Origin of the sequence: Roseibium sp. SCP15 (genome assembly GCF_040329435.1) — a bacterium.
Classification (GTDB): Bacteria; Pseudomonadota; Alphaproteobacteria; order Rhizobiales; family Stappiaceae; genus Roseibium.
This window is the reverse complement of the sequence record NZ_JBDZYI010000002.1, coordinates 669,906-688,555: the sequence shown is the minus strand read 5'-3', so window position 1 is coordinate 688,555 and position 18,650 is coordinate 669,906. Positions and strand designations below refer to the sequence as shown.

Here is an 18,650-nt window from a genome sequence, read left to right as displayed (position 1 = left end):
TCAGCTGTCACCGGCTTTCACAGGTCCGGTCCATTGGCGACCTTTCATGTCAACCGCAAATGCGCCCGGAGCCCGTGCAAAAGATGCCAGGCCCTCGAGAGCCGGATCCGGGTGACGGACGATGAAAGTCGGAATTTTGCTCATGAGCGTTTCGTGCGGTGCCTTGGCCTCGAAAGCTGCCCGAAAGCCGCCAGAAGTCAGGAACCTTGTGATCCGCGGGGTTACGCCACCAGTCAGGTAGACTCCGCCGCGCGCCAGGACAGTCAGCGCAAAATCACCTGCAACCCGGCCGAGACATCTTGCAAAGACTTCCAGCGTCTTGACGGCAACCGGATCGTTTTCTTCTGCGGCCTTTGTGATGCTTGCGGGGGTTTCAAACTGCCGTTCGGAGTTCGTCCATTGGGTTACGGCCTTTGCAAGACGCGGCAGCCCGGTTCCGCTCAAAAGTTGCTCGGCGCCGAGACGTCCACCGAACCGCTCGATATGCGGCCAGATCTCGAAATCCTCGTCGGTCACGGGGCCAAGCTCGACATGGCCGCCTTCACCGGGCACCGGTATCCAGGTATCGGCGGCGTATATCATTGCCGCAGCGCCAAGGCCGGTTCCGGGACCGAGCACGAATTTCGCGCTTTCCGGACGAACGGCGCCCGTTCCCACCTGTTCGATGTCCGCTCCCTGATAGCCGGGCAATGCCAGGGCCTGGGCCTCGAAATCGTTCAGAACAATAACTTCCTCAACTCCGAGGTCCGCGATCATCTTGAGCGGTTCGATGACCCACGCGGCATTCGTCAATGGAATGATGTCACCGGTGACCGGGCCGGCGACGGCAATGATCGCCGTGCGCGGTTTGATGTCTGTCTCGGGAAACACGACTTCGCGGACTGCAGAAGAAATGTCGGAATGATCAGCGGTTGCCGTCTTGCCGCACATGCGGGTCGGCGCTTCCGCGTGATCGACAAGTGCAAAGCGGGCATTCGTGCCGCCGATGTCGGCGACAAGAACGGGATAGGCAAAGGATTTTGAATTTTCGGAAAAACTCATGATGCGGTTGTGCTGACTTCGGGAGTGTTGGACGTGGTCTTGAGACCCTGAAGGCGTGCCGAACGCAACAGAATATCGGCCGTTGAAGGGTTGAGCGCCATGGGCATGTCATAGACCAGGGCCAGTCGCATCAATGCCTTGACGTCGACATCGTGTGGCATCGGAGACAACGGATCCACGAAAAAGAGCAGGCCCTGCAGACGGCCTTCGGCAATCATGGCGCCGATCTGCTGGTCACCGCCGAGAGGGCCGCTTTTCAGCCGCGTGATCTTCAGTTCGGGGCAGGCATCGTGGATCCGGCCACCGGTTGTGCCTGTTCCGACCAGATTGAACGCCGCCAGCTTTTCGCGATGACGTTTGGCGAATTCCACCATGGCGTCCTTTTTGGCGTCATGCGCAACAAGCGCAAGAGTGGGAGTGGCAGGCATTGAGGATCCTCTTTGCAAAGCGACACGCAGCGGGGACGTGTTTAGCGGCAAAGATGGAAGAGCGCAAAGGTTATGCGCATTCTGGCAGTAGAAGCTTTTAAATCGTTTCGCATGACGCCAAAGAAAAAGCCGCGTTCAGGTTCAGAACGCGGCAAGGAGGAGGGTAAGTGAAGACGTGGCCTGATCAGTCGAAGAGGTTGCAGCGGATCGGGTCGCGCGCTGAAACCGTGTGGTAGTAAGGCTCGGGTTCCGGCATCCGCAGTCCGGCAATTTCCATCACCAGCTTCATGCGGATGGCATCGGCAAAGCCTTCTTTCGACCGCACTGGAATGGCAAAGGACCCAGGGCCGCCAATGACGCAATCCTCGTAATAATGATCGAGGTTCAGCATGGCCTGCCAGGTGTTCTTGTTCGATTTCATCATCAGGGGAAGGCCGTTGATCGTCACGCCGGAAGCAATCATCCGGTCACGCATTTCGGTCACGGAGCCACCCTGGTTGTTCGGTCCGTCGCCGGAAATGTCTATGACCTGGCGCAGGCCCATATACTGGTTGTTCTGAACAAGGTGTACGGATTTCTCCAGTGCCGAGGCGATAGACGTGCGTTGCACTTGGCGCAGCGGGGCTTCTGCGATTTTCGAAGCAAAATGAGCCGCGGTTGAAGCATCCCGGATAACGGTCCAGTCGGCAACGATGAAGTGCTCGTCGACGCCACCCCATTCCATATAGGTGACAGCGACGCGTCCGATTGGTCCAACCTGGATGGCTTCCAGGAATTCACGGGAAGTCAGAGCCGCCACATATCCGGCGCGCTGGATTTCCTGTTCCTCGGTGTCCATTGATTGGGAGATATCGACGGCCAGTACGAGTTCAACGTCCACCTCGTTGGCCGGATCATAAGTATATTGTGTGGATGCAAGCAGGGCTGGGCGGTAGTCCCGCGCCGCCGATGGCGCAGCGAGCAGAATTGCCGCAAACATGAGTGACAGCGCCTTGAGTGCTGTCAGTGCACAGAATTTTGTTGTGTCGAGACGCATGGTTTTCTCCTTAGGTCAGCCTTTCGGCCGTCGTGCCACGTCTCCCCAATTTTTTATTTTGTTCTATTTAGCTATTGATCTTCCTGTTCCTTGTAAAAGTTACTGAGGCATTCGCGAATGCCTTGGTTCAGCTTGTCGAATTACTTAGCAAGCTACATGCCAAACGTAGCGGAATTTTGTTTATCTGGCAAAATCAAATGCGCACGGAGTGCGTATCTTTAACAAATAGGCACAATTTTCCGATTTGCTAGGCAACTTTTTCCGCTTTAGGTCACATTTACGGCACTGCCCGGCAAAAAGTTCCGACGCGCAAAACGGGTAGAATCAGCGAATATATGCCGTGAAATGCAGCAATTTGCCCGGGTTTTGGATCTTTTTTTTGTTGACGCGGGCTCTTCGGCTGGTCATGATCTGAAGAAATTCTCACTTAGTGAAGAATTTTTCGGCCGGTCTCATCAACCGTGCTGCCAATTACAATAGCTCCGACAGGGGCAGGTCAAGGCTGACCGGCGTCAAAAGGTTCCGGATCGGCTTCAGGGGAAGGCTTCGGACGCGAATGCAAACGCGCGACGACGACTGGACATCATATATGGCCATCAGGGCAGCCTGGCTGTCTTTCGTGGGTGGCCGCACGCAAGGCGAAATTGCGGCGCAGCTCGGCGTGTCGCCGGCAAAGGTGCATCGTCTGATCGCTCATGCGCAAAAGGCCGGATATGTGAAGTTTCAGGTCGATGGTCGGCCGAAGGAATGTCTCGAGCTCGAAGAAGAACTCGCCGAAAATTTCAAACTGAAGAATTGCATCATTGCACCGGATCTCGGTGGTGGCGACGATGAAAGTGCGCTGCGGGCGGTCGCGGTGTCTGCGTCTCAGTTCCTGACCGGTTTGCTGACAGGTGCCAACGTCAAGCGACTTGGCGTAGGGATGGGGCGCACTCTGACGGCTTCTGTCGAGGCTTTGCCAAAGATTGCCCGCTCCGATCTGGAGATCATGTCGATCTGCGGATCGCTCACACGCACACTCGCGGCAAACCCTTACGACATTATTCAGAAGATGCAGGAGCGGACCGGGGGGGTCGGATATTATCTGCCGGTTCCGTACTTTGCGGAAAATCAAGATGAAAAGGCGATGTTTCTGACACAACGGAGCGTGCAGGATCTCATGGAGCGCGCGCGGCAGTCGGACGCCTTTCTTGTCGGTATCGGTTCGGTCGAGAACGAAGGTCACCTTGTTCAACGTGGCATGATTTCCAAGCAGGAACAGGAAGATTTGATGTCGGGCGGCGCTGTCAGCGACTTGATGGGCCGCTTTTTGACGATTGAAGGCGAATTGGCGCCTGATTCCCTCGGCGATTGTGCCGTGGGGCTGCACTTCGATGAAGTGCGCGGGAGCCGTGTGATTGCGCTGGTGGGTGGGGAAAGCAAGGTGGACGCCACGCTTGCCGCACTGCGCACCGGTGTCATTACCGACCTTGTGGCGGACGAGACCCTTGCGAGGGCTTTGAGTTCACGGGCCGGATTGCAGCTGGCACAGTCCGCATGAAGCGGCTGGGTCACGAGGGGAAACGGGTCGGCAACTAGGCAGGCCCCCGCATGTCGGAGGACATACACGTGAAAAAGTTTCTAACCATCGGCACAGCGCTTGCCGGACTGGCTGTTACCGTTGCAGGTGCTGCCGCGGCTGATATCAAGCCGGCTGTGCTCTACGATCTGGGCGGCCGCTTCGACAAGTCGTTCAACGAAGCAGCCTATTCCGGTGCTGAAAAGTTCAAGCAGGACTACAACATCGAGTACCGCGACTTCGAAATTCAGAACGACAGCCAGCGCGAGCAGGCTCTGCGCAATTTCGCAAAGCGCGGCATGAACCCGATCGTCGCCATCGGCTTCTCCCAGGCAAACGCTGTCGAGAAGGTCGCCAAGGAATTCCCGGACACCCAGTTCGCCATCGTTGACATGGTCGTCGACCTGCCGAACGTCCGCTCCATCCTCTTCAAGGAGCATGAAGGTTCCTACATCGTCGGCATGCTGGCCGCCATGGCTTCCGAAACCGGCAAGGTCGGCTTCGTCGGTGGTATGGATATTCCGCTGATCAGCAAATTCGCCTGCGGCTATAAGCAGGGTGTTGTTGCGGCAAATCCGGACGCTGAAATCTTTGAAAACATGACCGGTACCACCGGCGCTGCCTGGAACGATCCGGTCAAGGGCGGTGAGCTGGCCAAGTCTCAGTTCGACCGTGGCGCTGACGTCGTCTATCACGCCGCAGGCGGCACCGGCATCGGTGTGCTGCAGGCCGCAGCTGACGCCGGCAAACTCGGCATTGGTGTGGACAGCAACCAGAACGCTCTGCATCCGGGTTCCGTTCTGACCTCCATGCTCAAGCGCGTCGACATTGCCGTTTACCAGGCATTTGAAGATGCCGAGAACGACAGCTGGTCTTCCGGCTTTGAGGTCCTTGGCCTGAAAGAAGGCGGTGTTGATTGGTCACTTGACGACAACAACGCCGAACTCATCAACGACGAGATGAAGGCAGCCGTCGAGCAGGCGACACAGCAGATCATCTCCGGCGAAATCGTCGTTCACGATTACATGGCCGATCAGTCCTGCCCGAACTAAGGCAGTAGCTGAAGACCTCCGCGCTCTCGTGCGCGGAGGTTCTTTCTCAAGAGTTTTCTACCGCTTAACCAATGCGGGGGACCGGATGTTCCGTCTCAATTCAACTGTTTTTTCCGCAGTTTTCGCTGCGGCGCTCACAGCCACGGCCGCTTGGGCCGAACCGGCCATCGTTTATTCCGTCGGCGGCAAGTTCGATGGGTCCTTCAACGAAAGCGCCTATTCGGGCGTGAAGCGGTTTCAGGACGAAACCGGTGAGGTCGTGCGTGAATTCGAGCTGGAACGCGACGCCCAGAGCCTGCAGGCGATGCGAAACTTTGCCAGCCGGGGGAACACGCCGGTTGTCGCCATCGGCTTCAATCAGGCCAACGCCCTCAACCAGGTTGCCCCGGACTTTCCGGAAACGGATTTCGCGATCGTCGACATGGTGGTCGACCAGCCGAATGTCCGGTCTTACGTCTTCAAGGAACATGAAGGTGCCTACATCGGCGGTCTGCTGGCCGCGATGGCTTCCCAGAGCGGGACAATCGGTTTCGTCGGCGGAATGGACATTCCGATCATTCACCGGTTCCTGTGCGGTTACAAGCAAGGGGCGCTTGCAGCCAACCCGGAAATCCAGGTTCTCTTCAACATGACGGGCGACACACCGGCCGCATTTGCCAATCCGGTACGAGGCGGTGAGTTGGCGAGAGGCCAGATCAGGCGCGGTGCCGATGTCGTCATCCAGGCTGCCGGAGGGACCGGTCTTGGTGTGCTTCAGGCAGCTGCCGATGCGAATGTTCTGGGAATCGGCACCGACAGCAATCAGAACGGCCTGCATCCGGGCAAGGTTCTGACATCGATCCGCAAGCGGGTCGACAACGCCGTATATGACAGTTTCCAGTCCGCTCAGGAGGGAAAGTTCCAGCCGGGCATCCAGGTTCTGGGTGTAGCGGATGGCGGAATGGACTGGGTTCTGGATGACAACAACAAAGATCTCATCACCGACGAGATGAAAGCGGCTGCGGATGCGGCCGTCAGCGGAATTTCGGACGGGACCATCAAGGTTCACGATGTCGTCGCCGAAGGCGCCTGCCCCTTTTGAGGCAGCGCGCGTTAGGGACGCGAGGCAGATCACAATGACAACGATAAACCGTCAGGCCTGGGGGAAGGCATGAGCGATACGCCGGCAATTGAACTGCGGAAGATCAACAAGAGCTTCGGTGCGGTTCACGCCAACAAGGATATCGACCTTGTTGTAAAAAAGGGATCCATTCACGGGATCATCGGGGAGAATGGTGCGGGTAAATCCACGCTGATGTCCATTCTCTACGGCTTTTATCACGCCGACACAGGCGACATTCTCGTCAATGGCGAAAAGGTCACCATTTCGGATTCCAAGGCGGCAATCGCCATGGGGATCGGCATGGTTCACCAGCATTTCATGCTGGTCGACAATTTTTCGGTTCTTGAGAATGTGGTTCTGGGCGCCGAGGACAGTGCGATGCTGGCAGGCGGTCTCGCCCGGGCACGCACCGAATTGAAACGCCTGGAAGAAGAGTACGAACTGCGCGTTGATCCGGACGCCCTTATCCAGGACCTACCGGTTGGACTGCAGCAGCGCGTGGAAATCCTCAAGGCGCTCTACCGGAGCGCAGAGGTTCTCATTCTAGACGAGCCCACGGGCGTGCTGACACCGGCCGAGGCGGATCACCTTTTCAAGATCCTGGAAGTTCTCAAGAACCAGGGCAAGACGGTCCTGCTGATCACCCACAAATTGCGTGAGATCATGGCCGCGACCGACACCGTTTCAGTCATGCGCCGCGGCGAGATGGTGGCAACGCGCGAGACCCGGAACACCTCGATGGAAGAGCTGGCCGAACTGATGGTCGGCCGTTCTGTTCTTCTGCGCGTCGACAAGAAACCTGCCGAGCCGAAAGCGCCGGTCATGGAAGTCGAAAATCTGACTGTGACCGACAGCCGTGGTGTGCAGGTCGTCAAGGACGTGTCCTTCTCGGTCCGTGCAGGCGAGATCGTCGGAGTTGCGGGCGTTTCCGGCAATGGCCAGTCGGAGCTTCTGGAGACGCTTTCCGGCATTCGTCGCGCAACCACGGGTACGTTGAAGATCAATGGTGAGACCATCGATCTGGGCAACAGCACCCTGGATGCGGCCGACATGCGTGCGAAGAACATGGGCCATGTGCCCGAAGATCGCCACCGTATGGGGCTGATCAACAGCTTCACCGAGTACGAAAACTCCATTCTCGGCTATCACCGCGACCCGGCCTACTCCAACGGCCTCCTGATGGATCTGGGTGCGATCAAGAAAAACGCGGTCGCCGAGATCGAGAAATACGATATCCGGCCGCCCAACCCGATGCTGAAGACCGCCAATTTCTCAGGCGGCAACCAGCAGAAGATCGTTCTGGCCCGCGAAATCGAACGTGATCCGGAAGTCCTTCTGGTCGGTCAGCCGACGCGTGGCGTCGACATCGGCGCGATCGAGTTCATTCACCGGCGAATTGTCGAGCTGCGTGACGCAGGTAAAGGTATTTTGCTGGTGTCGGTGGAACTTGAAGAAATCAGAGCCCTGTCTGACCGCGTGCTGGTGATGTTCGACGGCAAGATTGTCGGTGAGCGCGGCGCCGACGCGGAAGAGGGCGACCTCGGCCTGCTCATGGCAGGTGTTGATAACAACCATAGCGCTGTCGAAGGAGGCGTCCAATGAGTGCCGGTCAGCTTCCACGGTGGGTCGACCTGGGTCTGATCCCGTTCCTGAACCTTGCCGCTGCCTTTCTGGTATCCGGTCTAGTTGTGATCCTGATTGGCGAGAATCCGCTCGAAGCGGTCAAGATCCTGGTCTGGGGGTCTCTCGGCTATGTCGAGGGTTTCGGCTTCACGCTGTTCTATGCCACCAACTTCATTTTTACCGGTCTTGCCGTGGCAGTCGCCTTTCACGCCGGACTGTTCAACATCGGTGGTGAGGGGCAGGCATATGTCGGTGGCCTAGGTGTGGCGTTTGCCTGCCTGGCGCTCGACCAGTATGTTCCCTGGTACGTGACGCTGCCCTTTGCCATTCTGGGCTCTGCCGTCATGGGAGCGGCATGGGCTTTCATCCCCGCCTGGCTGCAGGCCAAGCGTGGCAGCCATGTCGTTATCACGACCATCATGTTCAACTACATCTCGTTTTCGCTGATGGTCTACCTGCTCAACAACCTGCTGAAAAAGCCGGGCTCGATGCAGCCGGAAACGCGCACGTTTGAAGACGGCGGTCGTTTGCCGTTTCTCAACGATCTGTTTCCGTCGCTCGGGTTTGGATACGCTCCGGTAAACCTGTCGCTGTTCGTTGCGCTTGCCGCCTGTGCTCTTGTCTGGCTGCTGATCTGGCGGACGAAACTCGGTTTCGAGATCCGCTCATTCGGCGCCAATGCGACGGCTGCGGTCTATGCGGGTATCTCTCCGGTACGTATTATTGTCGTCACGATGCTGATCTCCGGTGGTCTGGCGGGCATGATGGCCATCAACGAGATCATGGGTTCTCAGCATCGTCTCCTGATCGATTTCGTAACCGGTTACGGTTTCGTCGGCATCGCGGTGGCGCTCATGGGCCGTGCCCATCCGGTCGGGATCGTATTGGCGGCAATTCTGTTCGGCATGCTCTACCAGGGCGGCGCGGAACTCTCCTTCGAGATGCCCAACATCACCAGAGACATGATTATCGTCATTCAGGGTCTGGTCATCCTGTTTGCCGGTGCTCTTGAGCACCTGTTCCGTCCGACGATCGTCAGACTGTTCACGCCCTCCCGGGCCCTTGCTGCGAGGGAGGCGTGATCATGTTTGAAACCATTATCCTGATCCTGGATGCCACCGTACGCGTGTCCACTCCGTTGCTGCTGGCCTGTCTGGCAGGTCTTTACTCGGAACGTTCCGGTGTCGTCGACATCGGCCTTGAAGGAAAGATGCTCGGAGCGGCGTTTGGTGCGGGGGCCGTTGCCTACCTGACTGCAAACGCCTGGCTTGGCCTGCTCGCCGGCATCGGCGTGTCGGTCGGGCTGGCTCTTCTTCACGGATTTGCCTCGATCACCAACCGCGGCAATCAGATCGTCTCCGGCGTTGCAATCAACTTCCTTGCCGCCGGCCTGACGGCTTTGCTGGGGCAGACATGGTTCCGCCAGGGTGGCCGAACACCTTCCCTGCCCGAAGGTGGCCGTTTCAGGGATGTTGTCTGGCCGATCGCAGAACAGGTTCGTGATGTTCCCATCATCGGCCCGATTTACGCCGAGCTTCTTTCCGGCCACAATATGCTTGTATACGCAGCATTCCTGGCCGTTCCGTTGACCTGGTGGGTGCTCTTCAGAAGCCGTTTCGGTCTGAGGTTGCGCGCTGTTGGTGAAAACCCGGCTGCCGTGGACACCGCCGGTATTTCGGTTACGTGGCTTCGGTATCGCGCCGTGATTGCCTGTGGCATCCTGTGCGGCTTTGCCGGATCCTATCTGTCGATCGCGGCCGGATCGGGCTTTGGCGTCAACATGACAGCGGGTCAGGGCTTTATGGCACTTGCCGCACTCATTTTCGCAAAATGGAGGCCGGTGAGTGCAATGTTTGCCTGCCTTCTGTTCGGTTTCCTCGATGCGACCGGCACGCGTATGCAGGGTGTTGAATTCCCGGTTATCGGCGAGCTGCCGCTCCAGGTCTTCCAGGCTCTGCCATATGTCCTGACAGTGATTCTGCTGGCTGGTTTCATCGGCAAGGCCATTCCGCCGAAAGCGGCTGGCATTCCATACCTGAAGGAGCGCTCATGAGTGATCTGAACGCGCTTTTTGAAGCTGCCAAGGCAGTTCGTGAAAAGGCATATGCTCCCTATTCGAACTTTCTCGTCGGGGCGGCGTTCCGCACGCCCGACGGAACGGTGTTCACCGGATGCAATGTTGAAAATGCATCCTACCCGGTCAGCGTTTGTGCTGAAGGGGGAGCGGTCAGCGCGATGATTGCCGCTGGCCAACGCGAAATTGAAGAGGCCGTGGTGATTGGCGACGCGGCTCTTTGCACCCCTTGCGGCATTTGCCGCCAGCGGTTTGCGGAATTCGGCACGGACAACCTGGTTGTTCATGTCGCCGATCTGAACGGCATCAAGCGCAGCTTCACACTGGATGAGCTGCTGCCAGCCGCCTTTGAACTAGAAGACAAGAAGGACTGACCCTCAATGAGTGGTTTTGGCCGTGAATGCGCGGATATCGTCCGCGCTGCCCGTGAGGGCTCCTACAAAATCGGAATGATTCTTGGTTCGGGTCTCGGTGCCTTGGCCGAAGAGGTCGAGGACGCTGTCCGCATTCCTTATTCGCACCTGACCGAGTTTCCGGTGTCCACCGTCACGTCGCATTCCAGTGAACTGGTCGCCGGTACTCTGGCAGGCGTTCCGGTCGTCATTCTGTCCGGGCGAGCGCACTATTACGAGGGGGGAGACCCCACCGTCATGCGAACGCCGGTCGAGACATTGAAGGAACTCGGCTGCGAGATCCTCCTGGCCACGAATGCGGCAGGGTCCTTGCGTGAGGAAGTGGCACCCGGCTCACCCATGCTGTTGTCCGATCACATCAACTGGTCCGGCAAAAACCCGTTGATCGGAGAGGAAGACGAAAAACGCTTTCTCGACATGAGCGCGGCCTATGATCCGGAGCTGCGGGCTGCAATGAAAAAGGTGGCCGAGGAAACCGGCGACCCGATTGCCGAAGGCGTTTACATGTGGTTCTCCGGGCCCTCTTTCGAAACGCCGGCGGAAATTCGCATGGCCAAGTTGCTGGGTGCGGACGCTGTAGGAATGTCCACGGTACCTGAAGTGATCATGGCCCGCTTCCTGGGAATGCGCGTTGCCGCAATGTCGATCATCACCAACTACGGTGCTGGCATGCAGACACACGCCCTGTCGCATGACGAAACCAAGGCGGTTGCTCTGCAGGGCATGGAGCGCATGAAGCAGCTCGTGCGGTCATTTGTGAAGGAAATCGGTCAATGAGCGATATGATTGAAACAGCCAAGCGTGCGCTTGGACTGGTCGACCTGACCAATCTGAATGACGATTGCACGGCCGAAGACATCACCAAGCTGACGAACCGAACGGTGACCGATCACGGATCGGTTGCAGCCGTTTGTGTCTGGCCGCGTTTTGTTGCGCAAGCTGTGAAAGAGCTGACCGGCACAGGCGTGAAAGTCGCGACTGTCGTGAACTTTCCTTCAGGTGGCGAAGACACTGAAGCCGTTCTTGCCGAAACCAGGCAGGCGATTGCCGACGGCGCCGACGAGATCGACCTCGTCATGCCCTACAGGGCCTTCGCCGAGGGCCGGAAGGGATTTGCCGAGGAGCAGATCATTCGCGTCAAGGCGGTCATCCCTGAGCCGGCGATCCTGAAGGTCATCCTGGAGACAGGTGAAATCAAAGATCCGTTGCTGATCCATGCCGCATCCAATGTGGCGATTGCCGCGGGTGCCGACTTCATCAAGACTTCAACCGGCAAGGTTGCCGTGAACGCAACTCTCGAGGCGGCGGAAATCATGTTGACCGCAATCGAGGAAGCGCGTCGGGACGATGCGGAACGGGTCATCGGCTTCAAACCCGCCGGAGGCATCAAGACCACGGAAGACGCCGCGTCCTATCTGGCGCTGGCGGACAAGATCATGGGCCACAATTGGGTGTCCGCAACCACGTTCCGCTTCGGTGCAAGCGGTCTGCTGGACGCGTTGATCGCCACGATCGAAGGCAAAGAGCCGACGGCCAACCAAGGATACTAACAATGCTGCCGCAGGAACTAATCCGAAAGAAACGCGACGGGGATGTCCTCGACGCGGAGGAAATCGCATTCTTTGTCAAAGGTCTCGCAGACGGCTCCGTGACGGAAGGACAGGTCTCGGCTCTGGCCATGGCGGTCTTCTTCAAAGGCTTGACCGTGGACGAGCGCGTTTCCCTGACATTGGCCATGCGCGACAGCGGGGATGTTCTGGACTGGTCCGACGTTGAAGCGCCGGTGCTCGACAAGCATTCCACCGGTGGTGTTGGCGACAACGTTTCCCTGATGCTGGCACCGGCACTGGCTGCCTGCGGTGCGGCGGTTCCGATGATCTCCGGTCGGGGACTTGGACATACCGGAGGAACGCTCGACAAGTTCGACAGCATTCCGGGCTACCAGACCCAGCCGGACAACGTCCTGTTCAAGAAGGTTGTCAAGGAAGTTGGCTGTGCCGTCATCGGTCAGACCGGCAACCTCGCTCCTGCCGACAAGCGCTTTTATGCCATTCGCGACGTGACCGCGACGGTGGAAAGCATCGACCTGATCACGGCGTCGATCCTGTCCAAAAAGTTGGCCGCCGGTCTTCAGGGACTGGTGCTTGACGTCAAGTGGGGCACCGGTGCCTTCATGGCTTCGCTTGAAGAAGCCCGGGCGCTGGCCGAAAGCCTTGTTCTGGTTGCCAACGGCGCCGGACTGAAGACAACCGCGCTCTTGACGGACATGAACGAACCGCTCGCTTCAGCGGCCGGCAACGCCGTTGAAATGCAGAATGCGGTGGACTTTCTCAAAGGAACGGCCGTCGACAACCGTTTGTGGGATGTGACCGTTGCCCAGGGCGGCGAGTTGCTGGCGTCCGGTGGCATCGCAGCCACTGCGGATGCCGGTGCGGATATGATGCGCGAAGCCTTTGACAGCGGCAAGGCCGCAGAGAAGTTCGCGCAGATGGTCCATGCCCTTGGCGGTCCCGCCGATTTCATGGAAAAGACCGAGCTCTACTTGGCAAAAGCGCCGGTGGTGGCGCCGATCTATCCGGAACACGATGGTGTCGTAACCGGTGTGGATGCCCGGGCGGTCGGTGTGGCAGTTGTTGCCCTTGGCGGCGGTCGCCGGGCCGCTGCGGACATCATTGATCCGTCGGTTGGTCTGACCGATCTTGCCGGTGTCGGCAACACGGTGGACGCTGATGCGCCGCTGGCAATTGTTCATGCCAAGTCCGAAGAAGATGCGGAAGCGGCAGCAGTTGCGGTGCGCAATGCCTACGCAGTGGGCGCTGCGATCGATGTCGTCGATCATCCAAGCGTCGTAGATCGCATCGCACCTTAACCGGTGAAAGGGTTTCGCGCCGGGGGAATGGTTTTCCGGCGCCGTTCCGGCATCTGGTGCCGGCAATTGATAATTTGAGGAGATGCCCATGCCTCGTGCAATTCTGTGCGTGCTGGACAGTTTTGGCATTGGCGGCGCAGCGGATGCGGCTGCCTTTGGCGATGCCGGGTCCGATACTTTGGGCCATATCGCGCAAAGGTGCGCCAACGGGGAAGGTGACCGGGAAGGTTTGCGTAGCGGCCCCCTGAACCTGCCGAACATGGATAGACTGGGGCTGGGCGCAGCGGGCCGCCTTTCCACCGGCAAGGATGTCCCGGGACTTGATTATTCAGGTGAGCCGGAAGGGCTCTGGGGATATGCCGCAGAGGTTTCCAACGGCAAGGACACGCCGTCCGGACACTGGGAAATTGCCGGTGTTCCGGTTCGCTTCGATTGGGGCTACTTCCCGGAAACGATCCCGACATTCCCGGCTGAACTGATCGAGAAAATCAGTGAAAAGGCGGGCCTGAACGGCATACTTGGAGACAAGCATGCCTCGGGGACGGTGATAATCGCCGAACTGGGCGAAGAGCATATCAGAACCGGAAAGCCGATTTTCTACACCTCTGCGGACTCCGTCATCCAGATTGCTGCTCATGAGGAACACTATGGTCTCGACAAGCTTTATGAGCTTTGCGAGATCACCCGCGAATTCGCTGATCCCTACAACATCGGCCGGGTGATTGCCCGCCCGTTTGTCGGCGACACATCTGAAACCTTCGAGCGTACGGCAAATCGTCGCGACTATTCCGTTCTGCCTCCCGAACCGACCCTCCTGGACCGTTTGACGGCAGATGGCCGGACGGTGATCGGTGTCGGCAAGATATCGGATATCTTTGCTCATCAAGGTGTCGCGAAAGTACTCAAGGGCGCGGGCAACGATCAGCTTTTCGACAAGACGCTGGAAGCCATGGAACTGGCGAAAGACGGTGATCTTGTCTTTTCGAACTTCATCGACTTCGATTCTCTTTATGGCCACCGGCGCGATGTCGCCGGATATGCCGCTGCGCTGGAGCATTTCGATCGCCGCCTTCCGGAGATGATCGCCAGGTTGCGCGAGGGAGATCTGTTGATCCTGACCGCCGATCACGGCTGCGACCCGACCTGGGAAGGTACCGATCACACAAGAGAGCATGTGCCGGTGATCGCGACCGGGCCCGGTATTGCGGGCCGGAGCGTCGGCGGTCGTGAGACCTATGCCGATATTGGCGAGAGCATTGCCGAACTCCTTGGTGTTGCACAGGGAGCAAACGGGACCAGCTTCTTGTAGGATGATGACCGTTTTTGCGGCTTGGTGATTCAGGCACCAAGAACGCGAGTTCCAGTTTCCTTCTTGTTGAGAAGGATCAGACACGAATGAGAACAGGCGGTCAGGCCAATGGTCTGACAATGCAGGTTTCTCGGGAATGAGGATAAGCCGGATATGAACGCCCCTGTTACGGTTCCAAAGGCTGAACTGCATTGTCACATTGAAGGTGCAGCGCCACCGTCTTTGGTACAGCGGCTGGCCAGCCAGTATGGTGACGACGTCTCATCGGTGTTGGACGGCAACGGCAAGTATCTCTGGACGGACTTCACCACCTTTCTGAAGGCCTATGACACTGCAAGCGCTGTGTTCAAGACACCCTCCGACTATGCGCTGCTTGCCGAAACGTATTTCCGCATGCTGGCCGCGGAAGGCGCGATCTACGGGGAGATCTTCATTTCTCCCGATCATGCCCAGGCTGCAGGATTGTCTTACCGCTCCTATGTTGAAGGCCTTGCCACCGGCATGGAGCGGGCCAAGAACGACACAGCCATTGAAGGTCGGATGATAGCGATTGGCGTACGCCACTTCGGCTCGGCGTCCGTGGAAAAGGTAGTTAAGGAAGTCATCGGAAATCCGCATCCTCTGGTCACGGGATTCGGCCTTGCCGGAGACGAACGATCCGGACATCCGGCGAATTTTGCCAAGGCCTTCCGGATGGCATCGGAAGCAGGGTTGGGGACAACAGCGCATGCAGGCGAATTCGGAGGTCCTGACAGCGTGACGGCTGCGCTGGAATTCTTGCGCGTTAAACGCCTCGGCCATGGTGTTCGGGCGGTTGAAGACAAGGACCTTGTGAAACGCCTCGCCGATGAGGACATCGTGTTGGAAGTCTGCCCCGGTTCGAATGTGTCTCTGGGTGTCTATACGCACCTGCGCTTTCACCCCATCAACATGCTTCGGCGTGAAGGGGTCAAGGTTACGCTGAATTCGGATGATCCGCCGTTTTTCGGGACAACACTCGGCAAGGAATATTCCTCCATTGCCGAAACCTTTAACTGGTCTCCTGAAGACCAGATCGCGGTAACACGTACTGCTATCGAGGCCGCGTTCTGCGATGATGCAACGAGAAACCGTCTGCTGGTGCGCCTGGAAAGTGCCTTGCAGGGCGCCGACGGCAACTGACCGGAATTGTGTCCATGAATGCTGCAAATTCACCCCTGGAACTGTTCAGACCTGAGGAAGTACGTCGCAAGGCGCACCTTCTTCTGGAACAGGCAGTCTCTGGTTCGCTGGCTCATGCCGAGGTCGACCTATCCGGTCTGCAGAAGGTTCTCGTTAGCGTTCTGGAGGCGACAAAGGAATCCTATCCTGACTTCCATATCCCGCCATATGGCGTGTGGCGTGACTTTGAAGCCGGTGGCATTGATCGTTGGGGGGCACTTGCCAGCGCTCGTGAGTTCCAGACGGCCGAAGAGATGTTGGCTGCTTCGGCGGACCTGGCGGTTCTTGCGTGTTTCATGAAAACACAAGCACCGGAGAATTGGGTCTTCAAGGATCCGATGACCGGAACCGAGACAAGTGGCAACGAAGCTTCGGCACTTGCGGCATTTCATATGTTTGCTGCCGGGTCTTTCTCCACCGAGTTGTCCGATCCCTACCGGGTCGATGCGCAGACCCTGATCCGCATGGACATGGAAGAACTTGCGTCCGGTCTCCAATGGAGTTTGCAGGATGATGTCGAATTGCTGGAGGCGATGCAGCGACATCTGAAACGCCTTGGCGAGGCATTGGCACTTCGCCCGGATCTGTTCTCTGAAGAAGATGTGATCCGTCCGGGTTTGCTTGCAATACGCTTGGCGGCGGAAAGCGACGGCGCGGTCAACGCCGAGCAGATTCTGGACAATCTGCTGGAAGCCCTGGCTCCGGTCTGGGAGGGTGGGGCTCAGTCCGACGAAATCACCTTCGGAGACAGCTTCCGTCTTTCATCACAATCCGCTGAAAGCTACGACGGGATCATTCCATTCCACATGTCCGCGCAGGAAATGGTGTACTCGATGGTAGAACCCTTTGCCTGGGCTGGTTTGGAGGTCGATTCTCTCGCTGTGCTTACGGCACCTGCCGATGATGCACACGTTGCGCTGTTTTCGGATGCAGGGGTTTTGAGAGTCCGCAGTGCCAATCGTGAACTCGCACAGGATGAGGCGCTGGACCGGATGATCGAGCTTCGGGCCGTTGGCAGTGCTCTGACAGATAAGTTGGCTGATCGGCTGCGCGATGAACTGGAGGTTCCGGCGGAACAATTGCCCCTGACATGCATTCTGGAGGGAGGGACAAGCCGCGCGGGAAACCGGATTTTGCAGCTAGATAAGGAAAACTGCAAAAAACTGGGGCAATATCTCAATCCAGGGTCTGTTTTTTGGTTGCCGTTCGGGGCATAGGTCTCGAACATAGAAGAATTAAGAGACCGGTCCGGAATTGCACGGGCCCATACAAAGAGAGGCAGTTATGTCCGGAGCCAATGTCATCAGCCACCCGCTGGTCCAGCACAAGCTGACAATCATGCGCGACAAGGGAACGTCTACCCAGGGGTTCCGGCGCCTCCTGCGCGAAATCTCGACACTGCTGTGTTACGAAGTCACCCGCGACCTGCCGATTGTCCGTCAGACGATTGAAACGCCGCTGGCCGAAATGCAGGCACCTATGCTTGCCGGCAAGAAGCTCGTGTTCGCTTCGGTCTTGCGCGCCGGCAACGGCCTTCTGGAAGGCATGCTCGAACTCGTACCGTCTGCACGTGTTGCGCATGTCGGGCTTTACCGGGATCCGGAAACGTTGCAACCGGTGGAGTATTATTTCAAGGCTCCTGAAGACCTCAATGAGCGTCTGGTGATTGTTGTCGACCCGATGCTGGCCACAGCCAATTCCGCGATCGCAGCTGTTCAGAAACTTAAGGAACGCGGCGCCAACAACATTCGTTTCCTGTGCCTCCTGGCGGCTCCGGAGGGAGTTGCGAAGTTCAACGAAATGCACCCGGATGTTCCGATCTACACGGCCGCAATAGACGAAAAGCTGAACGAAAAAGGCTATATCGTTCCAGGTCTTGGGGATGCCGGTGATCGGATGTACGGCACAAAGTAAGCGGCCGGACGTTGAAGAAATTGAAGCGCGGAGATTTCTCCGCGCTTTTTTGTTGGCTCTTGTCAGGGTGCGCTCTAACCTCGTCACCAACTGGGAGGTGTCATGATTACCATATTCGGCTCAATCAATCTGGATCTTGTCGTTGCCGTGCCGCGGCTGCCATCAGCGGGAGAGACCGTGGCAGGCCCTGATCATCAGACCTTTCCAGGTGGCAAAGGGGGAAATCAGGCCCTTGCTGCCAGGCGCGCCGGAGCAAAGGTCGCCATGGTTGGGGCCGTTGGAAAGGATGCCTTTGCTGAACCGGCCTTGGAGAACTTGCGCAATGACGGCGTCGATCTTTCTGGTGTCCGCACTTTGGATGGAACGACAGGACTCGCCTTCATCGGAATTGATCCAGCCGGCGAAAACCAGATAATCGAGGCCAAAGGAGCCAACGCCAGGATCGACCCGGAATGGTTGGAAACCGGATTGGCAACGAGCAATATGCTGATGCTTCAAGGAGATCTGCCGTTCGAGAGTTTTAGCAGGGCCCTGGATTTTGCTCGACAAGCCGGAACGTCGATCTTCTGGAACCCTGCTCCTGTTCCGGAAGGCAGCCTGTTTTCCTGTTTGGATGAAGTCCACACGCTTGTAGTCAACGAGACCGAAGCCGCCGAGGTAGCACGTCACCTCAGTCTTTCAGGTGATCCGGTCACGTTCGTGGAGCAGCTGACGACGCCATCACGGTCAGTCGTAGTAACGCTTGGGGCACAAGGTATTGTTTCCGGGCAAGGCGAACAACGCTTGAAACTGAAAGCACCCGAAATTCAGGCCGCCGATACGACCGGAGCAGGAGATGCGTTTTGTGGCGCCATGGCCGCGGCGCTCGATGGTGGAGTAAATTTCGAACGAGCAGTTAAGGAAGGCATGGCTGCGGGTGCCCTGGCCTGTACCGTGACCGGGGCCCAATCAAGCGTACCCTTCAAAAACGATATCGCTGCGCTGGCAGATCAAATTGTCTGAACCGGTTTTACAGCCTGCTAAGGAAAACG

The 18,650-nt window shown here is 57.8% G+C and carries 18 protein-coding genes; 15 read left to right on the top strand and 3 right to left on the bottom strand.

The window, feature by feature from the left end; translation table 11 throughout:
* The 3 genes from ABLO27_RS10580 to ABLO27_RS10570 form a co-directional block, all read right to left on the bottom strand.
* Window positions 1-1,041 carry an ROK family protein gene (locus ABLO27_RS10580; protein ID WP_353032708.1) on the bottom strand — a complete coding sequence of 347 codons (1,041 nt, stop codon included), beginning with the start codon at window positions 1,039-1,041 and terminating at the stop codon, window positions 1-3.
* Entirely contained in the window at window positions 1,038-1,469 is a 432-nt protein-coding gene (locus ABLO27_RS10575) for a methylglyoxal synthase (RefSeq protein WP_353032706.1), read from the bottom strand. Before ABLO27_RS10575 ends, ABLO27_RS10580 begins: the two co-directional genes overlap by 4 nt.
* Before the next feature lie 184 nt (window positions 1,470-1,653).
* The gene (locus ABLO27_RS10570; RefSeq protein WP_353032704.1) at window positions 1,654-2,505 is read right to left on the bottom strand and encodes a DUF1194 domain-containing protein; all 852 of its coding nucleotides are present in this window, start codon (window positions 2,503-2,505) and stop codon (window positions 1,654-1,656) included.
* Between the two features lie 556 nt (window positions 2,506-3,061).
* On the opposite strand from ABLO27_RS10570, the gene ABLO27_RS10565 reads away from it, so the two are divergent.
* The 15 genes from ABLO27_RS10565 (at window position 3,062) to ABLO27_RS10495 (ending at window position 18,621) form a co-directional block, all read left to right on the top strand.
* Window positions 3,062-4,045, top strand: coding sequence for a sugar-binding transcriptional regulator (locus ABLO27_RS10565; RefSeq protein ID WP_353032702.1), 984 nt, complete (start codon window positions 3,062-3,064; stop codon window positions 4,043-4,045).
* A 68-nt stretch (window positions 4,046-4,113) separates the two neighbouring features.
* A complete protein-coding gene (locus ABLO27_RS10560; RefSeq protein ID WP_353032700.1) occupies window positions 4,114-5,115 on the top strand; it encodes a BMP family lipoprotein in 1,002 nt (333 codons plus the stop codon).
* Window positions 5,116-5,200: 85 nt separating this feature from the next.
* On the top strand, window positions 5,201-6,196 hold the full coding sequence (locus ABLO27_RS10555; protein WP_353032698.1) for a BMP family lipoprotein: 996 nt from the start codon (window positions 5,201-5,203) through the stop codon (window positions 6,194-6,196).
* Between the two features lie 69 nt (window positions 6,197-6,265).
* A complete protein-coding gene (locus ABLO27_RS10550) occupies window positions 6,266-7,819 on the top strand; it encodes an ABC transporter ATP-binding protein (protein WP_353032696.1) in 1,554 nt (517 codons plus the stop codon).
* On the top strand, window positions 7,816-8,922 hold the full coding sequence (locus tag ABLO27_RS10545; RefSeq protein WP_353032694.1) for an ABC transporter permease: 1,107 nt from the start codon (window positions 7,816-7,818) through the stop codon (window positions 8,920-8,922). The genes ABLO27_RS10550 and ABLO27_RS10545 overlap by 4 nt, the downstream gene beginning before the upstream one ends.
* Window positions 8,923-8,924: 2 nt before the next feature.
* A complete protein-coding gene (locus ABLO27_RS10540; RefSeq protein WP_352940422.1) occupies window positions 8,925-9,893 on the top strand; it encodes an ABC transporter permease in 969 nt (322 codons plus the stop codon).
* The gene (locus ABLO27_RS10535) at window positions 9,890-10,288 is read left to right on the top strand and encodes a cytidine deaminase (RefSeq protein ID WP_352940421.1); all 399 of its coding nucleotides are present in this window, start codon (window positions 9,890-9,892) and stop codon (window positions 10,286-10,288) included. The genes ABLO27_RS10540 and ABLO27_RS10535 overlap by 4 nt, the downstream gene beginning before the upstream one ends.
* Before the next feature lie 6 nt (window positions 10,289-10,294).
* The gene (locus ABLO27_RS10530) at window positions 10,295-11,104 is read left to right on the top strand and encodes a purine-nucleoside phosphorylase (RefSeq protein WP_353032692.1); all 810 of its coding nucleotides are present in this window, start codon (window positions 10,295-10,297) and stop codon (window positions 11,102-11,104) included.
* Window positions 11,101-11,877 carry a deoxyribose-phosphate aldolase gene (gene deoC, locus ABLO27_RS10525; protein WP_353032690.1) on the top strand — a complete coding sequence of 259 codons (777 nt, stop codon included), beginning with the start codon at window positions 11,101-11,103 and terminating at the stop codon, window positions 11,875-11,877. The genes ABLO27_RS10530 and deoC overlap by 4 nt, the downstream gene beginning before the upstream one ends.
* A 2-nt stretch (window positions 11,878-11,879) precedes the next feature.
* Window positions 11,880-13,196: a thymidine phosphorylase gene (gene deoA, locus ABLO27_RS10520; protein WP_353032688.1), complete on the top strand. Its 1,317-nt coding sequence runs from the start codon at window positions 11,880-11,882 to the stop codon at window positions 13,194-13,196.
* Between the two features lie 88 nt (window positions 13,197-13,284).
* A complete protein-coding gene (locus ABLO27_RS10515; RefSeq protein WP_353032686.1) occupies window positions 13,285-14,505 on the top strand; it encodes a phosphopentomutase in 1,221 nt (406 codons plus the stop codon).
* A 153-nt stretch (window positions 14,506-14,658) separates the two neighbouring features.
* Complete coding sequence (locus ABLO27_RS10510; protein WP_353032685.1) at window positions 14,659-15,666, top strand: adenosine deaminase; 1,008 nt, start codon at window positions 14,659-14,661, stop codon at window positions 15,664-15,666.
* 14 nt (window positions 15,667-15,680) lie between these two features.
* The gene (locus tag ABLO27_RS10505) at window positions 15,681-16,922 is read left to right on the top strand and encodes a DUF1688 family protein (protein ID WP_353032684.1); all 1,242 of its coding nucleotides are present in this window, start codon (window positions 15,681-15,683) and stop codon (window positions 16,920-16,922) included.
* Window positions 16,923-16,989: 67 nt separating this feature from the next.
* A complete protein-coding gene (upp, locus tag ABLO27_RS10500; protein ID WP_297580290.1) occupies window positions 16,990-17,619 on the top strand; it encodes a uracil phosphoribosyltransferase in 630 nt (209 codons plus the stop codon).
* A gap of 102 nt (window positions 17,620-17,721) precedes the next feature.
* Complete coding sequence (locus ABLO27_RS10495) at window positions 17,722-18,621, top strand: ribokinase (protein WP_353032682.1); 900 nt, start codon at window positions 17,722-17,724, stop codon at window positions 18,619-18,621.
* The last annotated feature ends 29 nt before the right edge of the window (window positions 18,622-18,650 follow it).

Excerpts from the sequence above, each read along its gene's own strand:
- ABLO27_RS10580 (WP_353032708.1), bottom strand. The coding sequence starts at position 1,041 with ATGAGTTTTTCCGAAAATTCAAAATCCTTTGCCTATCCCGTTCTTGTC.
- ABLO27_RS10575 (WP_353032706.1), bottom strand. The coding sequence starts at position 1,469 with ATGCCTGCCACTCCCACTCTTGCGCTTGTTGCGCATGACGCCAAAAAG.
- ABLO27_RS10570 (WP_353032704.1), bottom strand. The coding sequence starts at position 2,505 with ATGCGTCTCGACACAACAAAATTCTGTGCACTGACAGCACTCAAGGCG.
- ABLO27_RS10565 (WP_353032702.1), top strand. The coding sequence starts at position 3,062 with ATGCAAACGCGCGACGACGACTGGACATCATATATGGCCATCAGGGCA.
- ABLO27_RS10555 (WP_353032698.1), top strand. The coding sequence starts at position 5,201 with ATGTTCCGTCTCAATTCAACTGTTTTTTCCGCAGTTTTCGCTGCGGCG.
- ABLO27_RS10550 (WP_353032696.1), top strand. The coding sequence starts at position 6,266 with ATGAGCGATACGCCGGCAATTGAACTGCGGAAGATCAACAAGAGCTTC.
- ABLO27_RS10545 (WP_353032694.1), top strand. The coding sequence starts at position 7,816 with ATGAGTGCCGGTCAGCTTCCACGGTGGGTCGACCTGGGTCTGATCCCG.
- ABLO27_RS10540 (WP_352940422.1), top strand. The coding sequence starts at position 8,925 with ATGTTTGAAACCATTATCCTGATCCTGGATGCCACCGTACGCGTGTCC.
- ABLO27_RS10535 (WP_352940421.1), top strand. The coding sequence starts at position 9,890 with ATGAGTGATCTGAACGCGCTTTTTGAAGCTGCCAAGGCAGTTCGTGAA.
- ABLO27_RS10530 (WP_353032692.1), top strand. The coding sequence starts at position 10,295 with ATGAGTGGTTTTGGCCGTGAATGCGCGGATATCGTCCGCGCTGCCCGT.
- deoC (WP_353032690.1), top strand. The coding sequence starts at position 11,101 with ATGAGCGATATGATTGAAACAGCCAAGCGTGCGCTTGGACTGGTCGAC.
- deoA (WP_353032688.1), top strand. The coding sequence starts at position 11,880 with ATGCTGCCGCAGGAACTAATCCGAAAGAAACGCGACGGGGATGTCCTC.
- ABLO27_RS10515 (WP_353032686.1), top strand. The coding sequence starts at position 13,285 with ATGCCTCGTGCAATTCTGTGCGTGCTGGACAGTTTTGGCATTGGCGGC.
- ABLO27_RS10510 (WP_353032685.1), top strand. The coding sequence starts at position 14,659 with ATGAACGCCCCTGTTACGGTTCCAAAGGCTGAACTGCATTGTCACATT.
- ABLO27_RS10505 (WP_353032684.1), top strand. The coding sequence starts at position 15,681 with ATGAATGCTGCAAATTCACCCCTGGAACTGTTCAGACCTGAGGAAGTA.
- upp (WP_297580290.1), top strand. The coding sequence starts at position 16,990 with ATGTCCGGAGCCAATGTCATCAGCCACCCGCTGGTCCAGCACAAGCTG.
- ABLO27_RS10495 (WP_353032682.1), top strand. The coding sequence starts at position 17,722 with ATGATTACCATATTCGGCTCAATCAATCTGGATCTTGTCGTTGCCGTG.